General features: G+C 63.6%; 22 protein-coding genes. 12 read left to right on the top strand and 10 right to left on the bottom strand.

The window, feature by feature from the left end:
• Positions 1–36 precede the first annotated feature (36 nt).
• The 12 genes from AC3CB8_RS23990 to AC3CB8_RS23935 all read left to right on the top strand — a co-directional run bounded on the left by AC3CB8_RS23990 (position 37) and on the right by AC3CB8_RS23935 (position 14,545).
• Positions 37–1,470, top strand: coding sequence for a DHA2 family efflux MFS transporter permease subunit (locus AC3CB8_RS23990; protein ID WP_023792405.1), 1,434 nt, complete (start codon positions 37–39; stop codon positions 1,468–1,470).
• A 271-nt stretch (positions 1,471–1,741) separates the two neighbouring features.
• Positions 1,742–2,728 (top strand): ABC transporter permease, encoded by a 987-nt coding sequence (locus AC3CB8_RS23985; protein ID WP_023792398.1) that lies wholly within the window; start codon positions 1,742–1,744, stop codon positions 2,726–2,728.
• Between the two features lie 88 nt (positions 2,729–2,816).
• Positions 2,817–3,842, top strand: a complete 1,026-nt coding sequence (locus AC3CB8_RS23980; protein ID WP_352563818.1) for a sugar ABC transporter substrate-binding protein — start codon at positions 2,817–2,819, stop codon at positions 3,840–3,842.
• A 90-nt stretch (positions 3,843–3,932) separates the two neighbouring features.
• Positions 3,933–6,056: an ABC transporter permease gene (locus AC3CB8_RS23975; protein WP_352595285.1), complete on the top strand. Its 2,124-nt coding sequence runs from the start codon at positions 3,933–3,935 to the stop codon at positions 6,054–6,056.
• Complete coding sequence (locus AC3CB8_RS23970) at positions 6,053–7,108, top strand: hypothetical protein (RefSeq protein WP_352563820.1); 1,056 nt, start codon at positions 6,053–6,055, stop codon at positions 7,106–7,108. The genes AC3CB8_RS23975 and AC3CB8_RS23970 overlap by 4 nt, the downstream gene beginning before the upstream one ends.
• Positions 7,108–8,604 carry a sugar ABC transporter ATP-binding protein gene (locus AC3CB8_RS23965; RefSeq protein ID WP_352563821.1) on the top strand — a complete coding sequence of 499 codons (1,497 nt, stop codon included), beginning with the start codon at positions 7,108–7,110 and terminating at the stop codon, positions 8,602–8,604. The genes AC3CB8_RS23970 and AC3CB8_RS23965 overlap by 1 nt, the downstream gene beginning before the upstream one ends.
• A gap of 366 nt (positions 8,605–8,970) precedes the next feature.
• Positions 8,971–9,381 (top strand): carboxymuconolactone decarboxylase family protein, encoded by a 411-nt coding sequence (locus tag AC3CB8_RS23960; RefSeq protein WP_023769550.1) that lies wholly within the window; start codon positions 8,971–8,973, stop codon positions 9,379–9,381.
• A 138-nt stretch (positions 9,382–9,519) separates the two neighbouring features.
• Positions 9,520–10,356, top strand: coding sequence for a metallophosphoesterase family protein (locus tag AC3CB8_RS23955; RefSeq protein ID WP_352563822.1), 837 nt, complete (start codon positions 9,520–9,522; stop codon positions 10,354–10,356).
• The gene (locus tag AC3CB8_RS23950; protein ID WP_352595283.1) at positions 10,353–11,510 is read left to right on the top strand and encodes an ABC transporter ATP-binding protein; all 1,158 of its coding nucleotides are present in this window, start codon (positions 10,353–10,355) and stop codon (positions 11,508–11,510) included. The genes AC3CB8_RS23955 and AC3CB8_RS23950 overlap by 4 nt, the downstream gene beginning before the upstream one ends.
• Positions 11,503–12,426, top strand: a complete 924-nt coding sequence (locus AC3CB8_RS23945) for a carbohydrate ABC transporter permease (protein ID WP_352563824.1) — start codon at positions 11,503–11,505, stop codon at positions 12,424–12,426. The genes AC3CB8_RS23950 and AC3CB8_RS23945 overlap by 8 nt, the downstream gene beginning before the upstream one ends.
• Entirely contained in the window at positions 12,423–13,253 is an 831-nt protein-coding gene (locus tag AC3CB8_RS23940) for a carbohydrate ABC transporter permease (protein ID WP_352563825.1), read from the top strand. Before AC3CB8_RS23945 ends, AC3CB8_RS23940 begins: the two co-directional genes overlap by 4 nt.
• 26 nt (positions 13,254–13,279) lie before the next feature.
• The gene (locus AC3CB8_RS23935) at positions 13,280–14,545 is read left to right on the top strand and encodes an ABC transporter substrate-binding protein (RefSeq protein WP_023769555.1); all 1,266 of its coding nucleotides are present in this window, start codon (positions 13,280–13,282) and stop codon (positions 14,543–14,545) included.
• Positions 14,546–14,594: 49 nt separating this feature from the next.
• Here AC3CB8_RS23935 and AC3CB8_RS23930 read toward each other — a convergent pair whose 3' ends face one another.
• The 10 genes from AC3CB8_RS23930 to AC3CB8_RS23885 form a co-directional block, all read right to left on the bottom strand.
• A complete protein-coding gene (locus AC3CB8_RS23930; protein WP_023769556.1) occupies positions 14,595–15,482 on the bottom strand; it encodes an amidohydrolase family protein in 888 nt (295 codons plus the stop codon).
• Entirely contained in the window at positions 15,482–16,606 is a 1,125-nt protein-coding gene (locus tag AC3CB8_RS23925; protein WP_488377373.1) for a vWA domain-containing protein, read from the bottom strand. The genes AC3CB8_RS23930 and AC3CB8_RS23925 overlap by 1 nt, the downstream gene beginning before the upstream one ends.
• Before the next feature lie 143 nt (positions 16,607–16,749).
• The gene (locus tag AC3CB8_RS23920; protein ID WP_023769558.1) at positions 16,750–17,631 is read right to left on the bottom strand and encodes an AAA family ATPase; all 882 of its coding nucleotides are present in this window, start codon (positions 17,629–17,631) and stop codon (positions 16,750–16,752) included.
• A gap of 8 nt (positions 17,632–17,639) precedes the next feature.
• On the bottom strand, positions 17,640–18,644 hold the full coding sequence (locus tag AC3CB8_RS23915) for a xanthine dehydrogenase family protein molybdopterin-binding subunit (RefSeq protein ID WP_023756899.1): 1,005 nt from the start codon (positions 18,642–18,644) through the stop codon (positions 17,640–17,642).
• 1 nt (position 18,645) lies between these two features.
• Positions 18,646–20,013 (bottom strand): xanthine dehydrogenase family protein molybdopterin-binding subunit, encoded by a 1,368-nt coding sequence (locus tag AC3CB8_RS23910; protein ID WP_023769559.1) that lies wholly within the window; start codon positions 20,011–20,013, stop codon positions 18,646–18,648.
• Positions 20,014–20,025: 12 nt separating this feature from the next.
• A complete protein-coding gene (locus AC3CB8_RS23905) occupies positions 20,026–20,508 on the bottom strand; it encodes a (2Fe-2S)-binding protein (RefSeq protein ID WP_023782765.1) in 483 nt (160 codons plus the stop codon).
• 53 nt (positions 20,509–20,561) lie between these two features.
• Entirely contained in the window at positions 20,562–21,356 is a 795-nt protein-coding gene (locus AC3CB8_RS23900) for an FAD binding domain-containing protein (RefSeq protein ID WP_023769560.1), read from the bottom strand.
• 10 nt (positions 21,357–21,366) lie between these two features.
• Positions 21,367–21,810 carry an SRPBCC family protein gene (locus tag AC3CB8_RS23895; protein WP_023769561.1) on the bottom strand — a complete coding sequence of 148 codons (444 nt, stop codon included), beginning with the start codon at positions 21,808–21,810 and terminating at the stop codon, positions 21,367–21,369.
• 114 nt (positions 21,811–21,924) lie between these two features.
• A complete protein-coding gene (locus AC3CB8_RS23890; RefSeq protein ID WP_023792374.1) occupies positions 21,925–22,752 on the bottom strand; it encodes a helix-turn-helix domain-containing protein in 828 nt (275 codons plus the stop codon).
• A gap of 176 nt (positions 22,753–22,928) precedes the next feature.
• Positions 22,929–23,927 (bottom strand): ABC transporter permease, encoded by a 999-nt coding sequence (locus AC3CB8_RS23885; RefSeq protein WP_023782762.1) that lies wholly within the window; start codon positions 23,925–23,927, stop codon positions 22,929–22,931.
• Between the last annotated feature and the right edge of the window lie 39 nt (positions 23,928–23,966).

The raw sequence follows: 23,966 nt of genomic DNA, 5'->3' as shown, positions 1-23,966 counted from the left end.
ACGCAGTTGGCTAAATGTTGTTGAAACCGACCCGACATGACGGCCATTCCCGAAAGTGAAACCTTACCCGAGACAGCGACGAATTCGCGGCGCGTGGCGCTGATCGTCGCCATCGCCTTCTTCATGCAACTGCTGGATTCGACGATCATCTCGACGTCGCTGCCGCAGATGGGCGCTTCCTTCGGTGTGCCGGCGGTGGCGATGAGCATCGGCATCACGGTCTACATGCTGACCATGGCCGTGTTCGTCCCGCTGTCGGGCTGGCTCGCCGACCGGTTCGGCGCGCGTAACATTTTCCTCGCGGCCATCGCGCTGTTCACACTGGCGTCGCTCGCCTGCGGCTTCTCTGGGAATCTGACCGAATTCGTCATTGCCCGGGCCGTGCAGGGCCTGGGCAGCGCCTTGATGACGCCGGTCGGCCGCATCCTGGTCCTCCGCAACGCGTCGAAATCCGAATTGCTCAACGCCACGGCGCTGATCACCTGGCCGGCGCTCTTTGCGCCCGTGGTCGGCCCGGTGCTTGGCGGTTTCATCACCACCTATCTGTCCTGGCACTGGAATTTCTTCATCAACATCCCGCTCGGCGCGATCGGGCTGGTGTTGGTCGCCCGCTTCATTCCGGGCGACCGTGAAGCCGATCCCAAGCCGCTCGACTGGCCGGGTTTCTTCCTGACGTCGCTGGGGCTCGCCTGCCTGCTCTATGGACTCGAGCGCATCGCGCATCCGGAGGATGGGGCCTTGCCGACGGTGCTGCTGATCGCGGCGGGGATCGTCGTCGGCTGGCTAGCGGTGCGCCATCTGCGCCGCGCGCCGCATCCGCTACTCGACCTCTCCTCGTTCGAGGTGCAGACCTTCGCCATCTCGACGCTTGCCGCTGGCACGATCTTCCGCGTGGCGATCAACGCCACGCCGTTCCTATTGCCGCTGCTGTTCCAGGTCGGCTTCGGCCTCTCGCCCGTCGATGCCGGCATGATGATCCTGGCCTATTTCCTCGGCAATCTCGGCATGAAGACGGTGACCACGCCGACGCTGCGTCGCTTTGGCTTCCGCTCGGTGATGGTCGTCAACGGCATCGTCGCCTCGGTGTCGATCATGGCCTGCGCGGCGATCTCGCCGCAGACCCCGCAGTCGCTGGTGGTGGCGCTGATGCTGATCGCCGGCCTGTCGCGCTCGATGCAGTTCACCGCTCTCAACACGCTGGCCTTCGCCGATATCGCCGCGGCGCAGCGTAGCTCCGCGGCGACCTTGTCCTCGATGCTGCAGCAAGTGGCGATGCTGTTCGGCGTCGCGGTGGCGGCGGCGATCCTCAACCTGTCGCAGATCGCCAGGAACGGGTCGGTGCTCGACCTCGCCGATTTTCGAGCAGCCTTCCTGCTGATTGGCATCATCGGGCTGGTGGCGTCGTTCCGCTTCCTGGTGTTGCCGAGGACCGCCGGCGCCGAGGTTTCCGGCCACACGGCCGGAAATTGAAATCGAATTTTCCGCCAGATCGCAGGGTTAAATTCCGTCTTCGCCTTTCGCCTAGGTGTTGTGCTTTCGCCAAGCGCCGAGACGGTGCATGCAATTGCCAAAAGTGCAGGAGTTTCCGGGGATTGCGCCAGATTCGGCCACCAATGCGTCCACTTTGCGAATCTCATCGCCAGCCCACGTTTTGAACGCGGATTCATTTGACGAGGCGGCATTGAGCCGATTAGCTTTCTCTCCAGGGGTGGCAGCGCTGCCACCGGGGTGAAAGCAGACAATGAACATGGCCGGCTGGCTGAACTTCGGAAGCCTGAATCAGGAAGGCATTGTCTTTGCCATAGCAGTGGTGCTGTTCGTCGCGGCCGCAATCGGTCTGCCAGGTTTTATCGATGCGAACAATCTGGTTGCCATTATCCGCTCGGTCTCGGTGCTGGGTATACTGGCGCTGGGCATGGCTGTCGTCATCATCGGCCGCGGCATCGACCTGTCGGCGGTTGCGATCATGGCCATGTCGGTCGCCTGGTACCTGCAACTGCTCAACAGCGGAACGCCGGACGGGCTCGCCTTCGCCTATGTGCTGGCCGGCGTGTTCGCCATCGGCCTGCTCAACGGCTTTCTCGTCGCCTATGCCGATGTGCCGGCGATCTTCGTCACGTTGGCGACCGGCTCCTTCGTCTTCGGCTATGTCCGTTCGCAATTGATCACGCAGGACGCGGTGCCAGTGCCGCAGGGCCATTGGGTGGAACTGCTCGGCGGTCTACGCTTTCTCGACGTCCCGATCGAGGTGTTCGTCTTTGCGGGGCTCGCGTTCCTGTTCTTCCTGTTCCTGCGCTACACCAAATGGGGCCGCTACATCTATTTCGCTGGCGACAATCCGGTCGCGGCGCGCAATATCGGCATTCCGGTGCGGCCGATGCTGGTCCTGCGTTACGTGCTCTCGGCATTCGTCGCCCTGATCGCCGGCCTGTTGACCGCAGCCAGCCTGCATTCGATCAACACGCGTGTCGTCAATTCGACGCTGCTTTACGACATTGTGCTGGTGGCGGTGATCGGCGGCATCGGGCTGTCGGGCGGGCGGGGCGGGGTGCGCAACGTGCTGGTCGGCGCCGCTCTGATCGGCATCCTGCTCAACGCCATGACCATCATCGACATTCCGCTGCTCTACCAGAACCTGATCAAGGCGGCGATCCTGCTCGGCGCCATCATCGTCGACGGCATCATCAACCCGCGCGACGAACAGACCGCGCAACAAGGTGACATTTAGAGCAGATGGGCTAGCCCATCTTGCTCAGGGGTACCCGGGGCGATCGCGACGATCGGCCGGCAATGAAAACCGAACCAGAGGATGAGACATGAAACTGATCAGAACACTCATGGCGGCGGCCACGGCGCTGGCCGTCACCGCCTTCGTGGCGCCGACCTTCGCCGCCGACGATCCAGGCCCCGCTGCCTATGCACAAGCGCTGAAAGGCAAGCGCGTCATGCTGGTGCCGCTGGCGATGGGCTTCGACCTGGCGCAGGGCTGGTCGCATTATCTGAAGAAGGAAGTCGAAGCCTGGGGCGGCACGTTCGAAACGCGCGATCCCAACTGGGTCGTCGATGCCGGCGCGCAGGCGATCACGGACGCGATCTCGTCCGACACCAGACCTGATGTGCTGATCATCCATGCGCCGGACCTCAACTCCTATTCCAAGCTTATGAAGAAGGCGCAGGCCGCCGGCACCTATGTGATCCTGGTCGACAATCCGGCGAATTTTCCCGCCGATGCTTTCGTCGGCAGCGACTGGGACCGGCTCGGCCAGCTCGAGGCGGAAGCCGCGATCAAGGGCTGCGGCGAGAACTCGTCCAAGAAGATCGGGCTGGTGCAGGGCGACCAGGCCAACTCCTCCAGCCTTTACCAATATGCCGGCATCATGAAGGTGCTGGATAAGCATCCCGACTACAAGGTCGTGGCCAAGCCTGATTCCAACTGGGATGCGACGACCTCGCGCAACGTGACCACGACCATGCTGCAGCAGAACCCGGACATCTGCTCGATCATTGATTTCTGGGATGGCGATGCCACCGGCGCGTCGGCCGCGATCCGCGACGCCAAGCTCGACGGCAAGGTGTTTTTGGTCACCACCGGCGGCGGCGAAAAGGCGGCCGATTGCGACAAGCTGAACGATGGCACCTATGGCGCCGTGGTGATGACCGATCTTGCCCGCCAGTCGGGCGACATGAACGCCATCATCAAATTCTTGCTGCAGAGCGGCCAGCCGGCCGGCACCTCCCACACCTACATTTACACGCTGGAGAAGGCGACGAGCAAGGCCGACCTCAAGCCCGACAGCTGCTGGGACCTGAAGGCGCTGCAGGCCGAAGCGGCGGCGAAGTAAGCTGATCGTCCGCAACCGATATCGACGAGGTGGCCGGATTGTCCGACCACCTCTTTCTCTTGTGGCCCCAGACCTGGCAGCAGTGACCTGATGAGCTTTCGCGAACGCCTCCAGTCCTGGCGCTACAATCTCGTGCCCGACCATCTCGTCGGCGAGATACTGACCAAGCGTTGGACCGACAACGCCATTCCCTTCCTGGCGCTGGTGGTGACATTGGCGACCTTCGGCTCGATCATTCCGGGCTTCTTCAAGCTCTCTTCCCTGCAGGAATCGACGCGCCAGCTCGGCGAGTTTTCGATGGTCGTCACCGGCATGACGGTGGTGATGCTGGGCGGCGGCATCGATCTCTCCGTCGGTTCGATCTTCGCGCTGTCCTGCTTTTCCGCCGTCTATGTCTTCTTCATCCTCGAACAGTCAATCTGGCTGGCGCTGGCCGCCTCGCTCGCCACCGGCCTCGTGTTCGGCGCGATCAACGGCTACCTCGTCGGCTATCTCAGGCTGCGTGCGTTCCTCACCACGCTGGTGACCTTCATCTTCGGGCGGGCGCTGTTCGACATCTTGGTCACCACCTATGCCGCCGATGTGCAGCTTTCGACCGCTACGTCCGATGTGCTCGACTTCATCGGCGACAGCACTTTCTGGGGCCTGTCCGTCTCGGTGTGGCTGGCGATCATCCTCGCCATCGTGACCCATATCGCGTTGACGCGCTCGCGGCCCGGCTGGCACGTGCTGGCGGTCGGCGGCTCCCGGCGCTCGGCGCACAATGCCGGCATCCGGGTGCGCCGTACCGTGTTCATGACCTATGTCTTTTCCGGCTTCTGCGCCTCGATCGGCGGGTTTCTCATCGCCTGCCGGCTGAGCGGGGCAGGGCCGGGCACCGGCCTCAATCTCGAGATCATGGCGCTGACGGCGGCGGTGGTCGGCGGCGTCAGCCTCGGCGGCGGGCGCGGCTCGGTGATCAAGGGCCTAATGGGCGCCATCATCGTGCTGACCATGACCAACGGGCTGATCCGGCTGGGCTATGGCACCGGTACCAACCAGATGGTGCTTGGCATCATGCTAGCGGTGGCGGTGACCATCGACATTCGCTGGCTCAAGAACCGCCACAAGGTGCTGAACGAGGTCTATGTCGCGCCGGTCTATCTCAGGATGGGCGAAACCCAGTCCGCGGTGCCGGGTTCGGGCACGCCTTACGCGCTCGACAACCGGCTGTGGGCGGCCGACCATATCGGGCTCGGCGAACTGGAGGGGCCGGAAGACGTCATCCTCGACCGCGACGACAATCTCTATTGCGGCACGCGCCATGGCGAGATCGTCCGCTTCTTCGCGCCGGATTATGTCAGGTCGGAGGTGTTTGCCCATATTGGCGGCTTTCCGCTGGGCTTGGCCTTTGACAAAGGGGGCAATCTGATCAGCTGCGTCGGCGCGATGGGACTCTATTCCGTCTCTCCGGATCGCGCGGTCAAAAGGCTGTCGGCGGAGACGTCGCGCTCCTGGACCTCTATCGTCGACGACGCGCGGCTGCGCGATCCCAATGATTGCGATATCGCGCCGGACGGCCGCATCTATTTTACGGACTCGACCAAGCGCTATGACGCGCATGACTGGGCGCTGGACTCGATCGAGAACCGCGCCACCGGCCGTCTGCTGGTCTACGATCCCAGGGATGGGTCGACAAAGACGCTGCTCGACGGCTACCGCTACACCAATGGTGTCTGCATGGCGCATGACGGCAAGTCGCTGTTCTTCGCCGAAAGCTGGGCCTGCCGGGTGCATCGCTATTGGCTCGAAGGGCCGAAGGCGGGCACCGCCGAATGCGTCATTCGCGACATGCCGGGCTATCCCGACAACATCAACCGGGCGTCGGACGGCAATTACTGGATGGCGTGGCTGGGCATGCGCACGCCGAGCTTCGACCTGTCGCTGCGCCACCCCGACATGCGCAAGCGCATGACGCGCCGGCTGCCGCAGGACGAATGGCTGTTCCCCAACATCAACACCGGCGGCGTGGTGAAATTCGACGAGAAGGGCGGCATCGTCGAGGCGATGGGCGATTTGACGGGCGGTGCGCACCCGATGGTCACCTCGATGCGCGAGCACAAGGGATATCTGTTCGTCGGCGGCATCCTCAACAATCGGATCGGCCGCTACAAGGTTTCCGGCGCCGACCCGAACTGGACCAGCCCCGCCTCGTATTGGGGAGCGCAGCCATGATCCTCGACCCAATCCTGGATATGTTTCGCGGCAAAGCGGTGACCATCCCGCCGCTCGACGGCGCCTTCCGTCCCAACACGCTGCTCGACGATGCGCCGGCTTTTGTCGGATTGACCGAAGCGGACAATCTGCTGGTTGCCGATGGCGGGCTGCTGGCCTCCAGCGGCAACGCCATCTATTCGCTTGCCGCCGGAACCGCACCCAAGGTGGTCGAGAACTTTGCGTCCCCAATTACCGCGCTGGCGCTCTCGCCATTGGGCGAACTGACGGTCGGGTTGGAAAGCGGCAAGCTGCTGGTGGGCGGCAGGAATGTTTCGCTGCCGGCCGGTGTCAGCTGCATCACCGCTCTCGCCTACGCCGAGGACGGTGCGCTGTGGCTGGCCAACGGGTCGGCCGAGCATACGCCGTCGCAATGGGCCGCCGATCTGATGAAGAAGGGCGCGTCCGGTTCGCTTTGGAAACGGGACGCGGCGGGTGGCGAGTTCCGCAAGATGGCCGGCGACATTGCCTTTCCCTATGGGCTCCATCCCCTTGGCGGGGATGTGCTGGTCAGTGAAAGCTGGCGCCATCAACTCGTTCGCTTCGACGGCGCGAGGGGAGACCGCTCGACAGTGCTGACGCATCTGCCTGGCTATCCCGCGCGGCTTTCGCCTTCCGGTGATGGCGGGGCATGGTTGAGCCTGTTCGCGCCGCGCAACCGATTGATCGAATTCGTGCTGCAGGAGAGGCATTACCGGCAGGACATGATCGATCAGGTGCCGCCGGCTTACTGGATCGCGCCGGCGCTGGCCTCCAGCCGCAGCTTCCTCGAACCGCTGCAATGTGGCGGCATCAGAACCATGGGGATCCACAAGCCGTGGTCGCCGACCCGTTCCTACGGGCTGGTGGTCAAGCTCGATCAAAACATGCAGCCGCAATTCAGCCTGCACAGCCGCGCCAACGGCACACGCCACGGCATTTGCAGCGTGGTGGAAAAGGATGGCCAGCTGTTCATTGCTTCCAGGGGTGGCGATTGCGTGCTGGCCGTCGACCTCGCCTCGGGAGGTTTCTGATGGAACCGATTATTCGTCTCGAAAACGTCACCAAGAATTATCGCGGCGTTCCGGCAGTCAAGAACGTCAGCTTCGAACTGCGCAAAGGCGAAATCCACGCGCTGCTCGGCGAGAACGGCGCGGGTAAATCGACACTGACCAAGATCATCGCCGGTGTAGTCGATGCCACATCCGGCAAGACGTTCCACAAGGGCCGGGAGATCGCCTACGCCTCGCCGCATGCCGCACTTGAGGCCGGCATTGCCATGGTGTTCCAGGAGACCAGCCTAGTGCCGTCGATGACGGTGGCGCAGAACCTCTATCTCGGTACTGAAAAATTCCTCAACCGGCTGCGCGGCACGTATATTTCAGCACAGCAGTTCCTGCAGTCGCTGAATTTTCCCGTCGATCCGAACGCCATGGTGGCGACGCTGGGCGCGGCCAAGCGGCAGATGGTCGAGATCGCGCGCGCCGTGCACCACAATGCCGAGATCATCATCTTCGACGAACCGACGGCGACGCTGACGCCGGAAGAAAAGCGCCACTTCTTCGCGCTGATCCGGCGGCTGAAGGCGAGGGGTGTCTCGATCGTCTTTATCAGCCACGCGCTGGAAGAGGCATTGATGATTGCCGACCGCATCACCATCCTGCGCGATGGCGAACTGGTCATCACCGACCACACGGCTGCCTTCGATCGCGACAGAATTGTCGCCGCCATGGTCGGGCGTACGCTGTCGGGCCAGATCTACCGCCAGCGCGACGAAGCCAAACTGCGCAAGGCGGGCAAGAAGGTGCTGTCGGTGCAGGACATCTCGATGAGCAATGTCGTGCGCAACAACTCCTTTTCGATCTTCGAGGGCCAGATCACCGGCGTGTTCGGCCTGATCGGCTCCGGCCGCACCGAGACCTTCAAGATCGTGTCGGGCATCTACAAGCGCGATTTTTTGCGCGGCGGTACAATCGAACTCGACGACAGGCCGGTGCGCTATCTCGTGCCGAGCGAGGCGGTGGCGGACGGCATCGTCTATGTCACCGAGGACCGCAAGAGCGAAGGCATCTTCGAGACGATGAGCATCGCCGAGAACCTGTTTGGTGGCCTGCTGGCGGCCGGCCGTGAAAAGGCCTGGGTGATCAACCAGCAGGAGATGTACGCGCTATCGGCCGAGTGGACGAAGACGCTCAACATCAAGGCGATCAACGACAATGCTCGCGTGGTCGAACTCTCAGGTGGCAACCAACAGAAGGTGGTGATCGGCAAGGGGCTGGTGCAGCAGCCACGCATCGTCATTTTCGACGAACCGACGCGCGGCGTCGATGTCGGCGCCATCGCGGAGATCCACCAGATCATCAACAGGCTGGCCGACGAGGGATTGGCCGTGGTGGTGATCTCGTCCTATTTGCCGGAGATCATGAACCTGTCGGATCGGATACTGGTCTGCCGGCAAGGCCGCATCGTCGAGGAGTTTTCTCCGGCGGAGGCCACGGAGGAGAAGATCATGTACGCGGCGGTGCATTAGGGGGTTGGCTGGTGCTCGGCGCACATGCGTTGGCAATTGGCGAAAGCCTCAGTCCTTCGTCATCCACGGGCGGAGCAAGGAGCGCAGCGACGCGGGGCGGACCCGAGGATCCATGCAGGGACTCGGAAGCGCCGCCACGGCGCAGAATTCTGCTGCGCTGCACTCTATGGCCAAGGTCACGGAATGGATCCCAGGGTCTCCGCGACGGAGCTTCGCTCCTGCTTCGCCCTAGGATGACGAAGGAGAGGTGCTTCGGCCAACTCCTCGGTTTTCTCGCGCCAAAAAAATGAATCGGACAAACCGATTATTTCCCTTTGCTCAACGCCTGATTCAATTCACCCGACGATCCAATGAAGGAAAAACGCCATGGCCACCACAAAACTCCTCAGCGATGCCGAGGTGGAAAAAATCCCGAAGGCGAAGGCCGTGTTCGACGACATCAGGGCCACGCGCAAATCGGATTTCGTCAATAATTTCTGGCGCGGGCTGGCCAATGATCCGCCGGCGCTGAAGCGGATCTGGGAACAGTTGAAGGTGGTGATGGTCGCCGACAGCGCCATCGATCCGCTCACCAAGGAGATGATCTACATCGCGGTGTCGACCGCCAATGGCTGTTCCTACTGCGTCCATTCGCACACGGCGGCGGCGCGGGCCAAGGGCATGACAGACGCGCAGCATGGCGAACTCGTGTCGATCATCGGGCTCGCCGGGCAGACCAATCATCTGGTCACGGCCATGCAGATCCCGGTCGATCCGCAATTCGAGGTGAAAAGCTAGCCGTCAGCCAGCCTATCGGCAGGGGAGGGAACATTTGTCCCCAACCTGTTAAGGAAGTGACATGTAACGGCACTAAGGAGACCCACGCGAAGTCGCGCCGGTGGGTTTCCGGCAGCCGGCTCTCGCAGTGGAGCCGGCATGAAAATCGTCCAGATCACCGATACCCATTTCAGCCCGACAAAGCCGCACTTCAACGGCAATTGGCAGCCGCTCGCCGCCTGGATCGAACAGAGCGGCGCCGACCTTGTCATTCACACCGGTGACCTCAGCGTAGACGGCGCCGACAAGGATGCCGACATCGGCTTCTGCATGGAGCTGATGCGGGAAATCTCGGTCCCGATGCTGCTGGTGCCCGGCAATCACGATGTCGGTCATCTGCCCGGCTCCTTGCAGCCGGTCAACGCGGAACGCCTCGAGCGCTGGCGCCGGCTGGTTGGCCCCGATTATTGGATGGAGAACGCCGGAAACTGGCGATTTATCGGCCTCGACAGCCTGCTGATGGGTTTTGATGATGCCGAGGAAAAGGCCCAGTTCGAATGGCTGCGTGCGGCGCTGGAAAGCCGTGGCGGCCGGCGCGTCGCGGTCTTCGCCCACAAGCCGCTGTTCATCGACAAGCCCGGCGAAGGTGACACCGGCTACTGGAGCGTCCGACCGGCACAACGGCAGCGTCTCTACGATCTCATCGGTGCCCATGATGTGGCGCTTTTCGCCAGCGGTCACCTGCACCGGGCATGGCAAGGCAAATACGAAAACACCGCGCTGGTCTGGGGTCCGTCAGCCGCCTTCGTCGTCGGCGAGATGGAGCGCGACATGCCGGGCGAGCGGCTGCTCGGCGCGGTCGTGCATGAATTCGACGATACAGTCACCAGCGAGATCGTCGCGATCCCCCGCATGACCGTCCATGTCCTCGATGACGTGGTCGAGGAAGTCTACCCGCACGAGGCGCACAAGGTCCGCGGGAAGGTCGCGTCATGAGCGCGCTCTCCCTTCGCGGCTTGAACAAATCCTTTGGCGGCAATGCCGTTCTGAACGGCGTCAGCCTCGATGTCGAAGCGGGCGAGTTCATCGCCCTGGTCGGCCCCTCGGGCTGCGGCAAGAGCACCTTGCTGCGCATTCTTGCCGGGCTTGATCATGCCGACAGCGGCGAGATCTTCGTTGCTGGCAAGGACATGTCGGCGGTCGCCGCGGCCGATCGCAACATCGCCATGGTGTTCCAGTCCTACGCGCTCTACCCGCATCTGACGGCCGGCCAGAACATTGCGGTCCCGCTTGCCATGAAGCGGCTGAGCCGGACGCAGCGGCTGCCGCTGGTCGGCTCCGCACTGCCGGGCCAGAAAGAAATCCGCGCTGGCATTTCGCGCGATGTCCGCGAGATGGCGACGGTACTCAAGATCGATCATCTGCTCGACCGCAAGCCTGGTCAGATGTCGGGCGGCCAGCGGCAGCGTGTCGCCCTGGCGCGCGCCATGGTGCGGCGCCCCTCGATCTTCCTTATGGACGAGCCGCTTTCCAACCTCGACGCCAATCTGCGGGTGCTCGCCCGTGGCGAGATCGTCGAACTGCACCGCCGCGCCGGCGTGCCGACGCTCTATGTGACGCATGACCAGGCCGAGGCGCTTTCGATGGCCGACCGCGTGGCCGTGATGATCGGCGGCAGCCTGCTGCAGCTTGCGGCCCCCGAGGCGATCTACAACGATCCCGCCCATATCGAGGTCGCCCGTTTCGTCGGCCAGCCGAGGATAAACATCCTCCCGGCGCTCGCCGAAAGCGGCCGCGTCGATTTCCTGGGCATCGGGCTGGCGCTGCTGGAGAAAGTGGCGAACGGCCCGGTGAGCCTCGGCATCCGGCCCGAATTCGTCAAACTGTCTCGCAGCGGGCGGGGCGGCTTTGCCGGGAGGATCGAGCGTCTGGAATTCCTCGGCTCGGAAGTCGTTGCCCATTGCCGGCTGGACGCGACCGGCGACACCGTCATCGCCAAGCTGGCGCCGCACGAGGCGAGGGACCTGATCGCGGGAATGCCGGTGGGTATCCTCCTTCCACCCGAGCAGGCCATGGTCTTCGGGCCGGAGGGAAAGCGGCTGCGCATGGCGAGCGCCGCGCCCGCACGCCAGGAGCCCGCCTATGTCTAGCGTCGCGCTGGCGGGCAATGTCGCGAGCGCCGCGGCCCTCCACAGGCGCAGCGAGGACCGCACCGCCTGGCTGCTGGCGGCCCCGGCGATCGTGCTGTTGCTGCTGTTTGTGCTGCTGCCGGTGGTCGCCGTCATCTTTCTCGGCTTCACCGATTTCGAGCTCGGCTATGGTAAATTTCGCCTGGTCGGCTTAGAGAACTACGCACATCTCCTGACCGACCGCACCTTCCGCAAATCATTGTGGAACACGTCGGTCTATACGGCGATCGTCGCACCGGTCTCGATCGTGCTTGGCCTTGGCGTCGCCTTGCTGATCGAAGGCGAACCTCGTGCGCGCGGTTTCTTCCGCACCGTCTATTTCCTGCCGGTCGCATCGCTGATCGTCGCCATGGCGACAGTCTGGCAATATCTCTTTCACCCGACCATCGGGCCACTCAACGCGCTGCTTGCTCTGGTCGGCATTCCTGGCCCAAACTGGCTCGGCGCCTCGAACACCGTGCTCTACAGCCTGTCGATCATAGGCGTCTGGCAGTCGGTCGGCTTCAACATGGTGCTGTTCCTGGCGGGTCTGACGGCGATCCCGCGCGAGCTCTACGCCGCTGCTCACGTCGATGGCGCGAAATCCGCGGTCGACCGGTTTTTCCTGGTCACCTGGCCGATGCTCGGGCCGACGACGCTGTTCGTCGTCACCATCAGCATCACCAATGCGGTGAAGGTCTTCGAAACCGTGAAGATGCTCACCGATGGCGGACCCAACAAGGCCTCCGAAGTGCTGCTGTTCACCATCTACCAGGAAGGCTTCGTCTACTTGCGCGTCGGCTATGCCTCGGCAATGACCGTGGTCTTCCTTGCGATCCTGGTCGTGCTGATGCTTCTCCAATACCGCGTACTCGACCGGCGGGTGCATTACACATGACCAGCCTGCCCGCCGGCCGCATCATCCGTTTCGCGCTGCTTTCGCTCGGCGCGCTGATGATCCTCGCGCCCTACGTTTTCATGATCTCGACCGCGGGCAAGACGCAGAGCGACATCTTCACCTCGTCGCTGTCGCTCATCCCCCAGCATTTCTATTTCGCCGAGAATTTCGCCAAGGCGCTGAGCAAGGTGCCGATGGCAACACTGCTGTGGAACGGCGTCGTCGTGTGCGGCCTGATCTTCTTCTTCCAGGTGCTGGTCGCGATTCCCTGCGCCTACGCCATGGCCAAGCTGAAGTTCCGTGCCGCGCGGCTGATGATGGTGCTGGTGATGCTCGGCCTGCTGGTACCGATCCATGCCACGGCGCTGCCGCTCTATGTCGCCTTCGACCGGATGTCGCTCATCAACAGCTACACCTCGCTGGTTGCGCCGTTCACCATCTCGGTGTTCGCGATCTTCATGTTCCTGCAGTTCTTCCGCGCCATGCCCGACGACCTCATCCACGCAGCAAGGCTCGACGGCATGTCCGAGCTCGGGATCGTCGCGCGCGTCATCGTCCCCAACGCCTGGCCGGCGGTTACTGCCTTCGCGATCTTCTCGGTGGTCGCCCACTGGAACGATCTCTACTGGCCGCTGATCGTCGTCAGCAAGCAGGCCTCCGCCACGCCGCCGCTCGGCCTGATGTATTTCCGCGCCGCCGAGGCGGGCGACGACTACGGCGCGCTGATGGCCGCAACGTTGATCATCACCCTTCCACTCGTCGTTGCCTTCCTGTTCGCACAGAAGCGCTTCGTCGAAGGCATCACCATGACCGGTCTCAAAGGCTGACCGGGTCGAACCAGGAGCACGAGCACATGAAGCAACTTCCCAGGATTCTTGCAGCGGCGGCGATCTCGCTGACGACAGCCCTTCCGGCCTATGCCGACACGACGCTGACGGTTCATTATCCGATGCCGGGCTTCTTCAAGAACGTGATGGACACGATCTCGAAGAAGTTCATGGAAGAAAATCCCGACATCAAGATCCAGTTCGCCAGCCCGTCCGCCACCTATGAGGAAGGCATCCAGACCATCCTTCGCCAGGCCGGCACCGACGAAATGCCCGACATCACCTTCATAGGGCTGAACCGTCTGCGCATGCTCAACGAACGCGACGTTGCCGTCGATCTTGGCCCGCTGGTCAAGAAGGAAGGCAACATGGCTGAGCTCGGCTTCTCCGACACGATCCTGAAGCTGGCGCAGGTCAACGGCAAGCAGGTCGGCCTCGCCTTCGCCACCTCGAATCCGATCATGTATTACAACGCCGACCTGGTGAAGGCCGCCGGCGGTGATCCGGACAATCCGCCCAAGACCTGGGACGAGGTTATCGCGCTCGGCGGCAAGATCAAGGCGCTCGGCAATGGCGTCGACGGCATCGACTTCCGCTGGCAGGGTGACGACTGGATGTTTTCGGCGCTGCTGTTCGGCGCCGGCGGCAAGATGCTGGACGAGGACGAAAGCAAGGTCGCTTTCAACGGGCCGGAAGGCGGGAAGGCAGTCGAGATCCTGCAGCGGATGGTGAAGGAGGGCGGCATGCCGGTCTTCACCAAGCCGGCCGGCGAGCAGGCTTTCGCGGCCGGCAAGGTTGGCTTCGAGTTCCAGACCACCGGCGCGCTGGTCAACACCATCAAGAACGTCGGCGACAAGTTCACGCTGCGGACGGCCAAGATCCCGCTGATCGATCCGGCCAACGGCCATCTGCCAACCGGCGGCAATGCCGTGGTCATCCTGACCAAGGATGCCGCCAAGCAGGACGCTGCCTGGAAATTCGCGAAATTCGCCGCCGGCCCTTATGGCGCATCTGTCGTCGTGCCCGGCACCGGCTATGTTCCCAACAATGAACTCGCGGCAAAGTCTTCCGACTATCTCGGCGACTTCTACAAGAAGAACCCGCTGTTCCAGGCCGGGCTCAGCCAGATGCCGCTGATGGTTCCGTGGTATGCCTTCCCGGGCACCAATGGGGTCAAGGTGACGCAGTCGATCGTCGACAATCTGTCGCGCATCGTCGACCAGTCGGCCACGCCCAAGGAAGCGCTCAGCGACGCCGCAAGCGACGTCGAAGGCATGCTGCCGACGCAGTAAGGACTTGCCAGGGCATCGCCGCGCCAACGGCGCGGCGAACTCCCTGCGGTCAAGCCGGCCGGTAGATTCGCTCCGCCGTGTTCCAGAAGATATCAGCCTCGGCCGCCGGACCGTGCTTCGCTACAGCCGCGCGGTGGGCCTTTATCAGTTCGGCGTGGCTCGTCCACAACTTCTCGATGGGGAAGTTGGAACCGAACATCAGGTGATCCGCGCCCAATATCTCGATCGCGCTGTCGACGATGTAGGCGATCAGCGCGGGGTCGTTGCGGTGGACGAAAGTGCCAAGGCCAGACAGCTTGGCGTATCCGTTCGGCGCCGCTGACAGCGTGCGCAGCCCGGCCTTCCAGGCTTCGGTGGTTTCCTGATCCATGCCGGTCAGCATGCCGGCATGGGTGAGGATGAAATTGGTTTCGGGGTTCTCGCCGACCAGGGTCAGCCCGTCCGTCATCTGGGCGGGAAAGAGCTGCAGGTCGAAGGACAGGCCATAATCCTTCAGCCGCGCCACATTGGCCCGTACCCTGGGGTCGATCACCTGATCGGGGCCAGTGGCGAAGCGGAAGGCCGGGGTCTCGTGCCAATGCAACTGCATGCGGACGCCGCGCAGCAGCGGATATTTTTTCAAGCGGTCGATCTGGGGTCTGATATCGTCCACCGTCATGTCGGTGTAGCCGACGATGGCGTGCGGCCAGCCGGTTTCATCTGCCGTTTTCTGCAGGAAGGCGACTTCCTTCTCGAAATCCTCCTTCGCCCAGTTGGTCTGAACGTAGACCGCTTTCTCGACGCCGGAACCCTGCTGGTCGGCGAGAAACTCCTCGATCGGGTAGTCGCGGCGTATCGGCTCGTAGGGGCCGAAGATGCGCGGCACCATCGGCCCGACCAGCCAGGGCTGGTCCTGCTGGCGCCAGATGTGGAAATGCGCGTCGATGGTTTTCTGCATCACGGTACCCTTTTCCAGATTGTCGCCGCCCGCGGGGCAGGGCGGGCGAGCGACAGGATGAAATCGGTGAGGCTGTTCACAGACGAGCCGTCGATGAGATCGTCGAGGTCAGGCAAAATGGCGCGAAGGGCCGCCGTTGCCGGCTGGAAGCGCGGGTCGCCGGCCAAAGGTGTCGCCAGCGACAGCCGGAAAGCGCGTGCGCTCAGCCGGCGCATCGCCGTCTCCAGTTCGGCATGGTCGCCGCGCTCCAGCGCGTCGGACAGGATGATCACTGCCGCACCACGTGCGAAGGCGGAAAAACGCGGCACGGAGAGGAAGGCAAGCAGTGTTGGCCCCATGCGGGTGCCGCCGTCCCAGTCGTCAACCTGGGCGGCCGCGCGCGCCAGCGCCTGCTCGCGGTCGCGGATGCGTAGCGCTGACGTGATGCGGGTCAGACGCGTCCCGAAGGTGAAGATTTCTGCCCGGTCAGCGCCTTGCACGGCGGCATGCGCGAGCTTCAAATAATCCGACGTGTGGAGCTTCATCGAGCCGGACACGTCGATCAGGATCAGCAGTTTGCGCGGCACAGCCTGACGGCGGCGCAACAAGGGCGAGGGGACATCGCCATCGGCGCTGACGATTTCCCGGAGCGATCGGCGCAGGTCGAGCTTGCCGCGCGAATGGGTGCGCACCGTGCGGAAGGAGCGGCGCGCGGGCAAGGCGCTCGACAGCTGACGACGAAAGACGGTCAGCCTGTCGTCGTCGCGTTGGAAGTCGCGGGTGCTCAACTGTTCGATCGTCGAGGATAGCTCGCCGCCTTCCTGTCGCTGCTCGGCTTCGATCCGCTCGTCGTCGGCGCCCCCATCATCCTTGACGCGGGTTTCCTCGTCGCTGTCGCCTTCCGCCACGGCTGATGTGTTGCCGTAAAAATAGCTTTGGAAATGCGCCTCGAATTCGTCGCGGCGGTCAGGTGGCGGCGCCAGGGTGGCGAGCGCTGCCTCGCGGATATCGGCCATCGAGCGGGGGCCAAGCAAGGTCACCGCCTGCATGAAGCCGGAGATTTGCTCCGGGGCGATTATAAAGCCGTAGTGGCGCAGCAGTCGGCCGAAGCCGAGCAAGGGCGCGGCGGCGGGAGGTACGCTCACCTCGCCCCGTTTACGGAGAGAGGATGCCGGCAGGCAGGTGAGGGGCGGCGCCACCTTCTTCCCCTCATGGCGCCGCCCCTCATCCGCCCCTTCGGGGCACCTTCTCCCCGTGAACGGAGCGAAGGGATTGTCGAGCTCCCGGCTCACGCCAGCGCCTCCTCGACGATGCGGCCTAGCTCGGGCGCGATGTAGGAGAGGTCTTCCTCGTCCTTGATCAACACGCCGATGGCGCGGCGGAAGGCTTCCGGCCACGGGCTGCCGCCCTTTTCCAGGATCGTCGCGGCATTGGCCCATTCGACGGCTTCGGCGATGCCGGGCGGCTTGGCGAGCGGACGGGCGCGAATGGTCTGCACCGCGGCCGCCACCGCGCGCGCGGTAGCCTCCGCGACATCGCCAGCACGCAGCATGATGATGGCGGCTTCGCGTTCGGCGTCGGGGTAGCCGATCCAGTGATAGACGCAGCGGCGGCGCAGCGCCTCGGCAAGCTCCCGAGTGCGGTTCGAGGTCAGGATGACGATCGGCTGTGCGGCGGCGCGGATGGTGCCGCGCTCGGGAATGCTGATCTGGAAATCGGACAGGAATTCCAGGAGCAGCGCCTCGAACTCATGGTCGGAACGGTCGATCTCGTCGACCAGCAGCACGCGCTGCTGTGGCGCCTTCAGCACTTGCAGCAGCGGCCGGGCAATCAGGAAACGGTCGTCATAGATGTCGATCTCCTGCTCGCCCGCATGGCGGATGGCGAGCAACTGGCGCTGGTAGTTCCACTCATAAAGCGCGTGCGCGGCGTCGATGCCTTCGTAACATTGCAGGCGCACCAGATCGCGGCCGAGCAGCTCTGCGATCGCCTTGGCGGCTTCCGTCTTGCCGACGCCCGGCGCGCCTTCGAGCAGCAGCGGCTTGCCGAGCCGGATCGCCAGGAATATGGCGGTGGCGAGGCTGTCGTCGGCCAGATAGCGCGAGGCGGCGAGGCGCTCGGCCACCGCCTCCGGCGAGGTCGCGACCGTTTCGGCGTTTACCTCGGGCATGTCGGTCCTCAGTTCGCGGCTTGCGCCTTGAGCGCGCGCAAAATGCGTTCGGGCGTGATCGGCAGCGTGTCGATGCGCACACCGACGGCATCGAAGACGGCGTTGGCGACCGCCGGTATTTGCGGGTTGGCGCACATTTCACCTGGCCCCTTGGCGCCATACGGCCCGTCGGCGGAAGGGCGCTCCAGCACAATAATCTCGGTTTCGGCGAGGTCGCCGGGGCCGGGCATCAGATACTGGTTGAAGTCGGTGCCCCCATGGTCGCGGTTGGGGTAGTAGGGCTCGGTCGTCTCATAGAGCGCGTGGCTGATGCCCATCCAGGAGCCGCCGACCAGCTGCTGCTCGACCATTTTGGGGTTCAACGCGCGGCCGATCTCGAAGACGTTCTTCACCGTCAGCACCGTGACCTCGCCGGTCTCGTCGTCGACTTCCACCTCTGCCACCGTGCAGGCATGCGCATAACAGGTCGACGGCTTCATCGCGCCGGTCTCCTTCTCCGGATAGGAGCGCGGGATCAAAAACATGCCGCGGCCAGAAATCGAGCGGCCGCGCTTGAAATGCGCCGACAGGGCGACATCGAAGATCGAGATCGACTTTTGCGGCGCGCCCTTGACCAGTATGTTGCCCTGTCCGTCGGTTTCGAGGTCAGAGGCATTCACTTCCAGTTCCTCGGCCGCCACTTCAAGCATCACCTGACGGGCTTCCCTGGCGGCCTGGATGACCGCGTTTCCGGCGCGGTGTGTGCCGCGCGAGGCGAAGGTGCCCATGCAGTGCGGGCCGGTGTCGGTGTCGGCGGTGTCGACGACGACGCGGTCGGTCGGCACGCCGATCGTCTCGGCGCAGATCTGAGCCATGATCTGCTTCATCCCCTGGCCGAGATCGACGCTGGAAAGCGTGACCATGAAATTGCCGGTCGGTGTCGAATGCACCAGCGCCTGGGTCGGGTCGCCACCAAGGTTCATGCCGGTGGGATAGTTAATCGCGGCCACGCCGCGTCCACGCCTGATCGCCATCTCAAGCTCCGTTCTTGTAGGAGGACATCGCCATGTATTTCTCCGCCACTGGCCAGTTGGCGGCGCGCGAGGCTTCCTGCATGCATTCGATGAGCGCCGCGCCCTCGGTCGGCTGGCGATGCGCCTTCATGTCGCCGTCGCGATAGGCGTTGATGAAGCGGAATTCGAGTGGATCCATGCCGATCAGCCGCGCCAGCTTGTCCATCTGCACCTCCAGCGCGAAATCGCCGATGGTGACGCCGAAGCCGCGCATGGCCGACGACGGCGTGCGATTGGTGTAGACGCAGTAGGTGTCGATCCAGACGTTGGGGATGGTGTAGGGACCGGGATAGTGCCCAGCGCCCTTCTGCGCGCCATAGGGCGAGTGGCGGGAGTAGGCACCGGCATCGGTGTAGCCGGTGACCTTTCGTGCGACGATGCGGCCGTCCTTCATGACGCCGTCCTTGATGACGACTTTTTCGGCCGCGCGGGGCGAGGAGATCTGCATCTCCTCCTCGCGGCTGTAGATAAAACAGACTGGTCGCCCGGTTAGTTTCGCGCCGAGGATAGCGATCGGTTCGACGATGACATCGACCTTGCCGCCGAAACCGCCGCCGACCGTGCCGCCGACAAAATGCAGCTTGCTGCCCGGCATCTGCAGGATGATCGAGGTGTTGTCGAGGGTGAAGAACATGGCCTGCGTGTTGGTGTAGCAGGTGAAGCGGTCATTGCCCTCGGGCGCCACCACGCAACCGGTGGTCTCGGTCGGCGCGTGCTCGATGGGCGAGGACTGATAGCTTTGCTCCAGCACGTGATCGGCTTCGGCAAAGCCCGCCTCGACATCGCCGAAGCGCACCTTGCGGCACGCGCCGCTGTCATAGAGGTAATAGTTCTGACCGTGATACTCGTTGACGATGGGCGCGCCGGGCTTCAGCGCTTCCTCCATGTCGAACACGGCGGGCAGCACTTCATAATCGACCTTGACCTTGGCGGCGGCCTCCTGGGCGGCACGCTCGGTTTCGGCCAGCACCGCCACCACGGCCTCTCCCTTCCAGCGCACCTTGCCATCGGCCAGGACCGTCTCGTCTTCCGGTCCGACCTGGATCAGGATCAGGATCGTGTAGACATTGTGCGGCACGTCCCTGGCCGTCAGCACCTTCACCACGCCCGGATGTTTTTCGGCCTCCGACGTGTCGATCGAGCGGATGCGGGCATGGTGATGAGGGCTGCGCACCATCTTCAAATGCAGCATGCCGGGAAAGTTGCGGTCGGCGAAATAGGCGGTCTTGCCGGTGACGTGGCCTGGCGAATCCGAGCGCGGCCGGGCCTGGCCGATCTCATGCAGATCATCCTTGCGGACATCGGCGAAGTAGCTCTTGCGCAGTTCCATTTCCTTGGTCCCTCAGGCCGCGTTCTGCGAATTGGCGCGGGCGGCGGTGAGCACCGCCTGGATTATTGGCTCATAGCCGGTGCAGCGGCAGACGTTCCCGGACAGCGCCTCGACGACATCCTCGCGGCTGGGATTGGGCGTGTGGTCGAGCAGAACCTTGGCGGCCATGATCATGCCCGGTGTGCAAAAACCGCATTGGGTGGCGAATGTGTCGAGGAAGGCGCGCTGCAGCGGGTGCAGCACGCCGCCTTCGGCGAGGCCCGACGTGGTCGTGATCATTGCACCGTTGCAGGTCTCGGCCAGCGTCAGGCAGGAGAGCTTCAACTCGCCGTCGATGATGACGGAGCAGGCGCCGCAGGTGCCTTGGTGGCAGCCGCCCTTCGGCGAGGTGTCGCCGATCTTGTCGCGCAAGGCATTGAGCAGCGTCGTGCCGCTTTCTATGAATTCGGCTTTTTCGGAGCCATTGAGCGTGAATTGAACCGGGACCTTTGCCATTCTTCCTCCTTGCGCACCTGCCCCGCGGGGCAAGCGCGCGCCCCCGATTGTGATTAGCCGAGCAGCAGCCGGCCGAGATGCACCGGCAGAACCTCGGCGCGATACCAGGCGCTGGCGATCGGGTCGGTGATGGGCGAGATGCCTTCAGCCGCGGCGGCCAGCGCCGGTGCGATGCCGTCCGGGTCGAGCGTCCTGCCGAGCAGCGCTTTTTCCGCTGCCTTGGCACGCATCGGCCGATCGGCCATGCAGCCCAGCGCGACCCGTGCCGAGGACACGGTTCCGTCTTCAGCCTGTTCCAGAACGACGGCGATGCTCAGCACCGAGACCCCCTTGGGCTTGACCCGCGACACTTTGAGGAAGCGGAAGCTGTCGGGCTTCGGAAGCGTGAAACCGACCGACGTGACGATGGCGCGGCTGTCGTCCCGTGCGGCCAGGAAGGTCTCGATGGGTCTTTCGCCGTCATTCGTAGCGACCGTTGCGTCGAGCGCCAGGAGGGCCACGGTGAAATCGCCATAGGGCGCCGGCGCGAACAGATTGCCGCCGATGGTCGCCATGTTGCGGATCGCCGGACCGCCAACGGCACGCGCGGCCTTGGCAAGCTGGTCGAATTCGGGATGGCGGCCGATCGCCGCCATGGTCACGGAAGCGCCGATGCGCACCGTGCCACCGGAGACCGCGATTGCCGACAGGGCCGGGTCTGTCGACTTGACAAGGCCGGAGACCGAAACATCGCCTTCATTGGCGGCGCGTACGACGAGCGTGCCGCCGCCGAGATAGCGCGTGCCGGAGGCTTCCAGCGCCGCGCTGGCGTCCTTCACCGTTGCAAAACTCTGCAATGCCAGCGCCATGGCCCGCTCCTCAACCCTGGCCGGCAAAATGGCTCTTCAAGGCGTTGAAGCCGCCCTGGAAGACATTGGCGCCCATGCCCTCGGCCAGCTTGTCGGCTTCTTCGGGTGCTGCGTCGAAGCTGGCGGTCCATTCGGCATAGGTGCGGTCACCGTCGGTGATGCGCCGCAATTGCAGCGTCGCCTTGTGGTTGGTGAGCGGCTGCGGCGTTTCCAGGATAGAATAGCTGACGAGGAAATCGTCATCGGAAAAGTGGACCAGTTTTTCGCGCAGCCGCGCGCCGCTGGCCAGCTGGAAGTTGCGCACGCAGCCGATCGTGCTGGCATCCTTGCCGTCCTCGATATGGCTTTCGACCATGCGTGGATGCCAATCCGGCAACCCGTTGAAATCGCGTATGCGCGCCCAAACCTGTTCGACCGGTGCGTCGATGACGCTGGAGATGGTGACTTTGGGCATAAGATGTTCCCTTGCGAATTTCGTTGCGGCAAGGGTAGGGCGCTACAGCGGGCAGCGCTTATCAATGCGTCTTGAGCGTCTATCAACCAGTCTGAAAAAACAGATAGCTGTTGCTCAGGCCGTTGCCCGCGCGGCCTCGCGGTAGAGCGTCGGCGGCACGCCGACATGGTCGCGGAAGAAGCGCGAGAAATTGCCTTGCGTGGTGAAGCCGAGATTGCAGGCGACCGAGATCAGCGGCTCCCGCGACCACTGCAACTGCCGCACCGCTTCCTCCATGCGCAGCGTGTTCCAGTAGACATTGGGCGTCAGGTTGGTCTGTTCCTTGAACAAGGCGAAGAAATGCGGCCGCGAAAGGCCAACGGCGCGGGCAACGTCGTCGAAGGAGATGCGTTCGCAGATATTGGCCTTCATCAGCTGAATCGCCTTGCGGACGCGGAAATCCTGCACCGTGTTTATGCGGCCGCGCGCGTCCTGCGGCGCCGAGGCATCGGCGGCATCGAGCACCGAGTCGACGAAGCGCTCGATCTCGTAATTGGCGACATCGTCGACGCTCTCATTGTCGGTGAGATGGTCGAGCAGGCTGGCGGCCGCCTGGTGCAGCCAAGGCTCGAGCGCGATCGCCGCCCGCGAAAACAGCGGCGCGTTGGATGGCAGGTCGCGCCGGCGGCGGGCCCAGTCGGGATCGATGTAGAAGGCGAGAAACAGACCGGGCGTCCCGTTTTGCGACAGGACATGGCTGTGGGGCTGGAAGGAATTGATGCCGGCGGCGGTGCAGGGGCCGAGGCTGACCGTCTCGCGGCCGATGGTCATCTCGCCGGCGGTGCCTTCGAGCCAGATGATCAGATGAGCCTCGACATGGGCATGGGTGACGAAGTCGCTCGCGACATTCAGGACAGAAACATGTCCGAACCGGCCCCAGTAGAGCCTGATCGCTTCCGTCATGGCATATCCTCCCGCAAGCGACTGGCCTCCCTTCGCCTGCAGGGGGATTGTGCGGCCGGTTTTCGGCATCCGTCAAGGCATCGGCTGTTGGCCGGCATCAAAGGCCGTCGGCTTCGGCCGATTTTCAGACTGAGCGATAGGATCAGAACGACTAGCGCTTCGACGGCGAAGAGCCCTCAATCGCTGCGCCTGAAATTGCGGATGCGGTCGAACAAAACCGCGAGCAGGATGGCGCCGCCGATGAAAGTCCCTTGCCAGAAGGCGTTGATGCCGAGCAAGCCAAGGCTGTTGCGGATCACCTCGATGAGGGCAGCACCGACGATGGCGCCAAAGGCGGTGCCGACGCCGCCGGCCAAATTGGCGCCACCGATGACGGTGGCCGCGATCACTTGCAGTTCCATGCCGTTGCCGAGATTGGTGGTGACAGCGCCGAGCCAGCCGGTTTCGATGATGCCCGCAATGCCGGCCGACAGCGCCGAGATCATGTAGACGGCGACCTTGATCTGGCGAACCGGCACGCCGGTCAGCGTCGCGGCGTGCTCGTTGCCGCCAATGGCAAAGATGTGGCGGCCGAACTTCGTCCAGCGCAGGACGAAGCCGGTGATCAGGGCCAAAAGGATCGTGTAGAGTACCGGATTGGCGATGCCGAACACCCAGGCGCCGCCGCCGAGCGCCAGAAGCTTGTCGTGGTCCGGGCCGAACTGGAAGACGACGGTGTTGTTGGAGGCGACCATGGCGAGGCTGCGGGCGATCGACAGCATGCCGAGCGTCACCACGAAGGGCGGAAAGCCCAGATAGGCGATAAAAATGCCGTTGAACGCGCCGATGACGAGCGCGGTGGCGATCGAGGCCAGAATGCCGATCTCGATCGAATAGCCTGCATGCATGGTGACGGCCAGCACCATCGAGCACAGGCACAGCACCGAGCCTACTGACAGGTCGATGCCACCGGTGATGATGACGAAGGTCATGCCGAGCGCCACGATGGCGACGAAGGTGATGTTGCGCGTGATGTTGTAGAGGTTCTTCGAGGTGGCGAAGGCATCGGTGGCGAAGGACAAGAAGATGCAGGCCAGGACGACGGCGACCACCACCCAGAAAGTCTGGCTGGAGAACAGGCGCGACAGGAGAGTGTGCTGCTTCTGCGCGATCGTCTGGTCAAGGGTGACTGCCATTATCGACCTTTCCTGCCGGCAGCGAAACGCGCCAGCGCA

This window comes from Mesorhizobium sp. P160927, from assembly GCF_057766385.1.
This window is presented reverse-complemented; position numbering and strand designations above follow the sequence as displayed.

Coding starts and splice junctions, on each gene's coding strand:
- AC3CB8_RS23990 (WP_023792405.1), top strand. CDS start 37: ATGACGGCCATTCCCGAAAGTGAAACCTTACCCGAGACAGCGACGAAT.
- AC3CB8_RS23985 (WP_023792398.1), top strand. CDS start 1,742: ATGAACATGGCCGGCTGGCTGAACTTCGGAAGCCTGAATCAGGAAGGC.
- AC3CB8_RS23980 (WP_352563818.1), top strand. CDS start 2,817: ATGAAACTGATCAGAACACTCATGGCGGCGGCCACGGCGCTGGCCGTC.
- AC3CB8_RS23975 (WP_352595285.1), top strand. CDS start 3,933: ATGAGCTTTCGCGAACGCCTCCAGTCCTGGCGCTACAATCTCGTGCCC.
- AC3CB8_RS23970 (WP_352563820.1), top strand. CDS start 6,053: ATGATCCTCGACCCAATCCTGGATATGTTTCGCGGCAAAGCGGTGACC.
- AC3CB8_RS23965 (WP_352563821.1), top strand. CDS start 7,108: ATGGAACCGATTATTCGTCTCGAAAACGTCACCAAGAATTATCGCGGC.
- AC3CB8_RS23960 (WP_023769550.1), top strand. CDS start 8,971: ATGGCCACCACAAAACTCCTCAGCGATGCCGAGGTGGAAAAAATCCCG.
- AC3CB8_RS23955 (WP_352563822.1), top strand. CDS start 9,520: ATGAAAATCGTCCAGATCACCGATACCCATTTCAGCCCGACAAAGCCG.
- AC3CB8_RS23950 (WP_352595283.1), top strand. CDS start 10,353: ATGAGCGCGCTCTCCCTTCGCGGCTTGAACAAATCCTTTGGCGGCAAT.
- AC3CB8_RS23945 (WP_352563824.1), top strand. CDS start 11,503: ATGTCTAGCGTCGCGCTGGCGGGCAATGTCGCGAGCGCCGCGGCCCTC.
- AC3CB8_RS23940 (WP_352563825.1), top strand. CDS start 12,423: ATGACCAGCCTGCCCGCCGGCCGCATCATCCGTTTCGCGCTGCTTTCG.
- AC3CB8_RS23935 (WP_023769555.1), top strand. CDS start 13,280: ATGAAGCAACTTCCCAGGATTCTTGCAGCGGCGGCGATCTCGCTGACG.
- AC3CB8_RS23930 (WP_023769556.1), bottom strand. CDS start 15,482: ATGCAGAAAACCATCGACGCGCATTTCCACATCTGGCGCCAGCAGGAC.
- AC3CB8_RS23920 (WP_023769558.1), bottom strand. CDS start 17,631: ATGCCCGAGGTAAACGCCGAAACGGTCGCGACCTCGCCGGAGGCGGTG.
- AC3CB8_RS23915 (WP_023756899.1), bottom strand. CDS start 18,644: ATGGCGATCAGGCGTGGACGCGGCGTGGCCGCGATTAACTATCCCACC.
- AC3CB8_RS23910 (WP_023769559.1), bottom strand. CDS start 20,013: ATGGAACTGCGCAAGAGCTACTTCGCCGATGTCCGCAAGGATGATCTG.
- AC3CB8_RS23905 (WP_023782765.1), bottom strand. CDS start 20,508: ATGGCAAAGGTCCCGGTTCAATTCACGCTCAATGGCTCCGAAAAAGCC.
- AC3CB8_RS23900 (WP_023769560.1), bottom strand. CDS start 21,356: ATGGCGCTGGCATTGCAGAGTTTTGCAACGGTGAAGGACGCCAGCGCG.
- AC3CB8_RS23895 (WP_023769561.1), bottom strand. CDS start 21,810: ATGCCCAAAGTCACCATCTCCAGCGTCATCGACGCACCGGTCGAACAG.
- AC3CB8_RS23890 (WP_023792374.1), bottom strand. CDS start 22,752: ATGACGGAAGCGATCAGGCTCTACTGGGGCCGGTTCGGACATGTTTCT.
- AC3CB8_RS23885 (WP_023782762.1), bottom strand. CDS start 23,927: ATGGCAGTCACCCTTGACCAGACGATCGCGCAGAAGCAGCACACTCTC.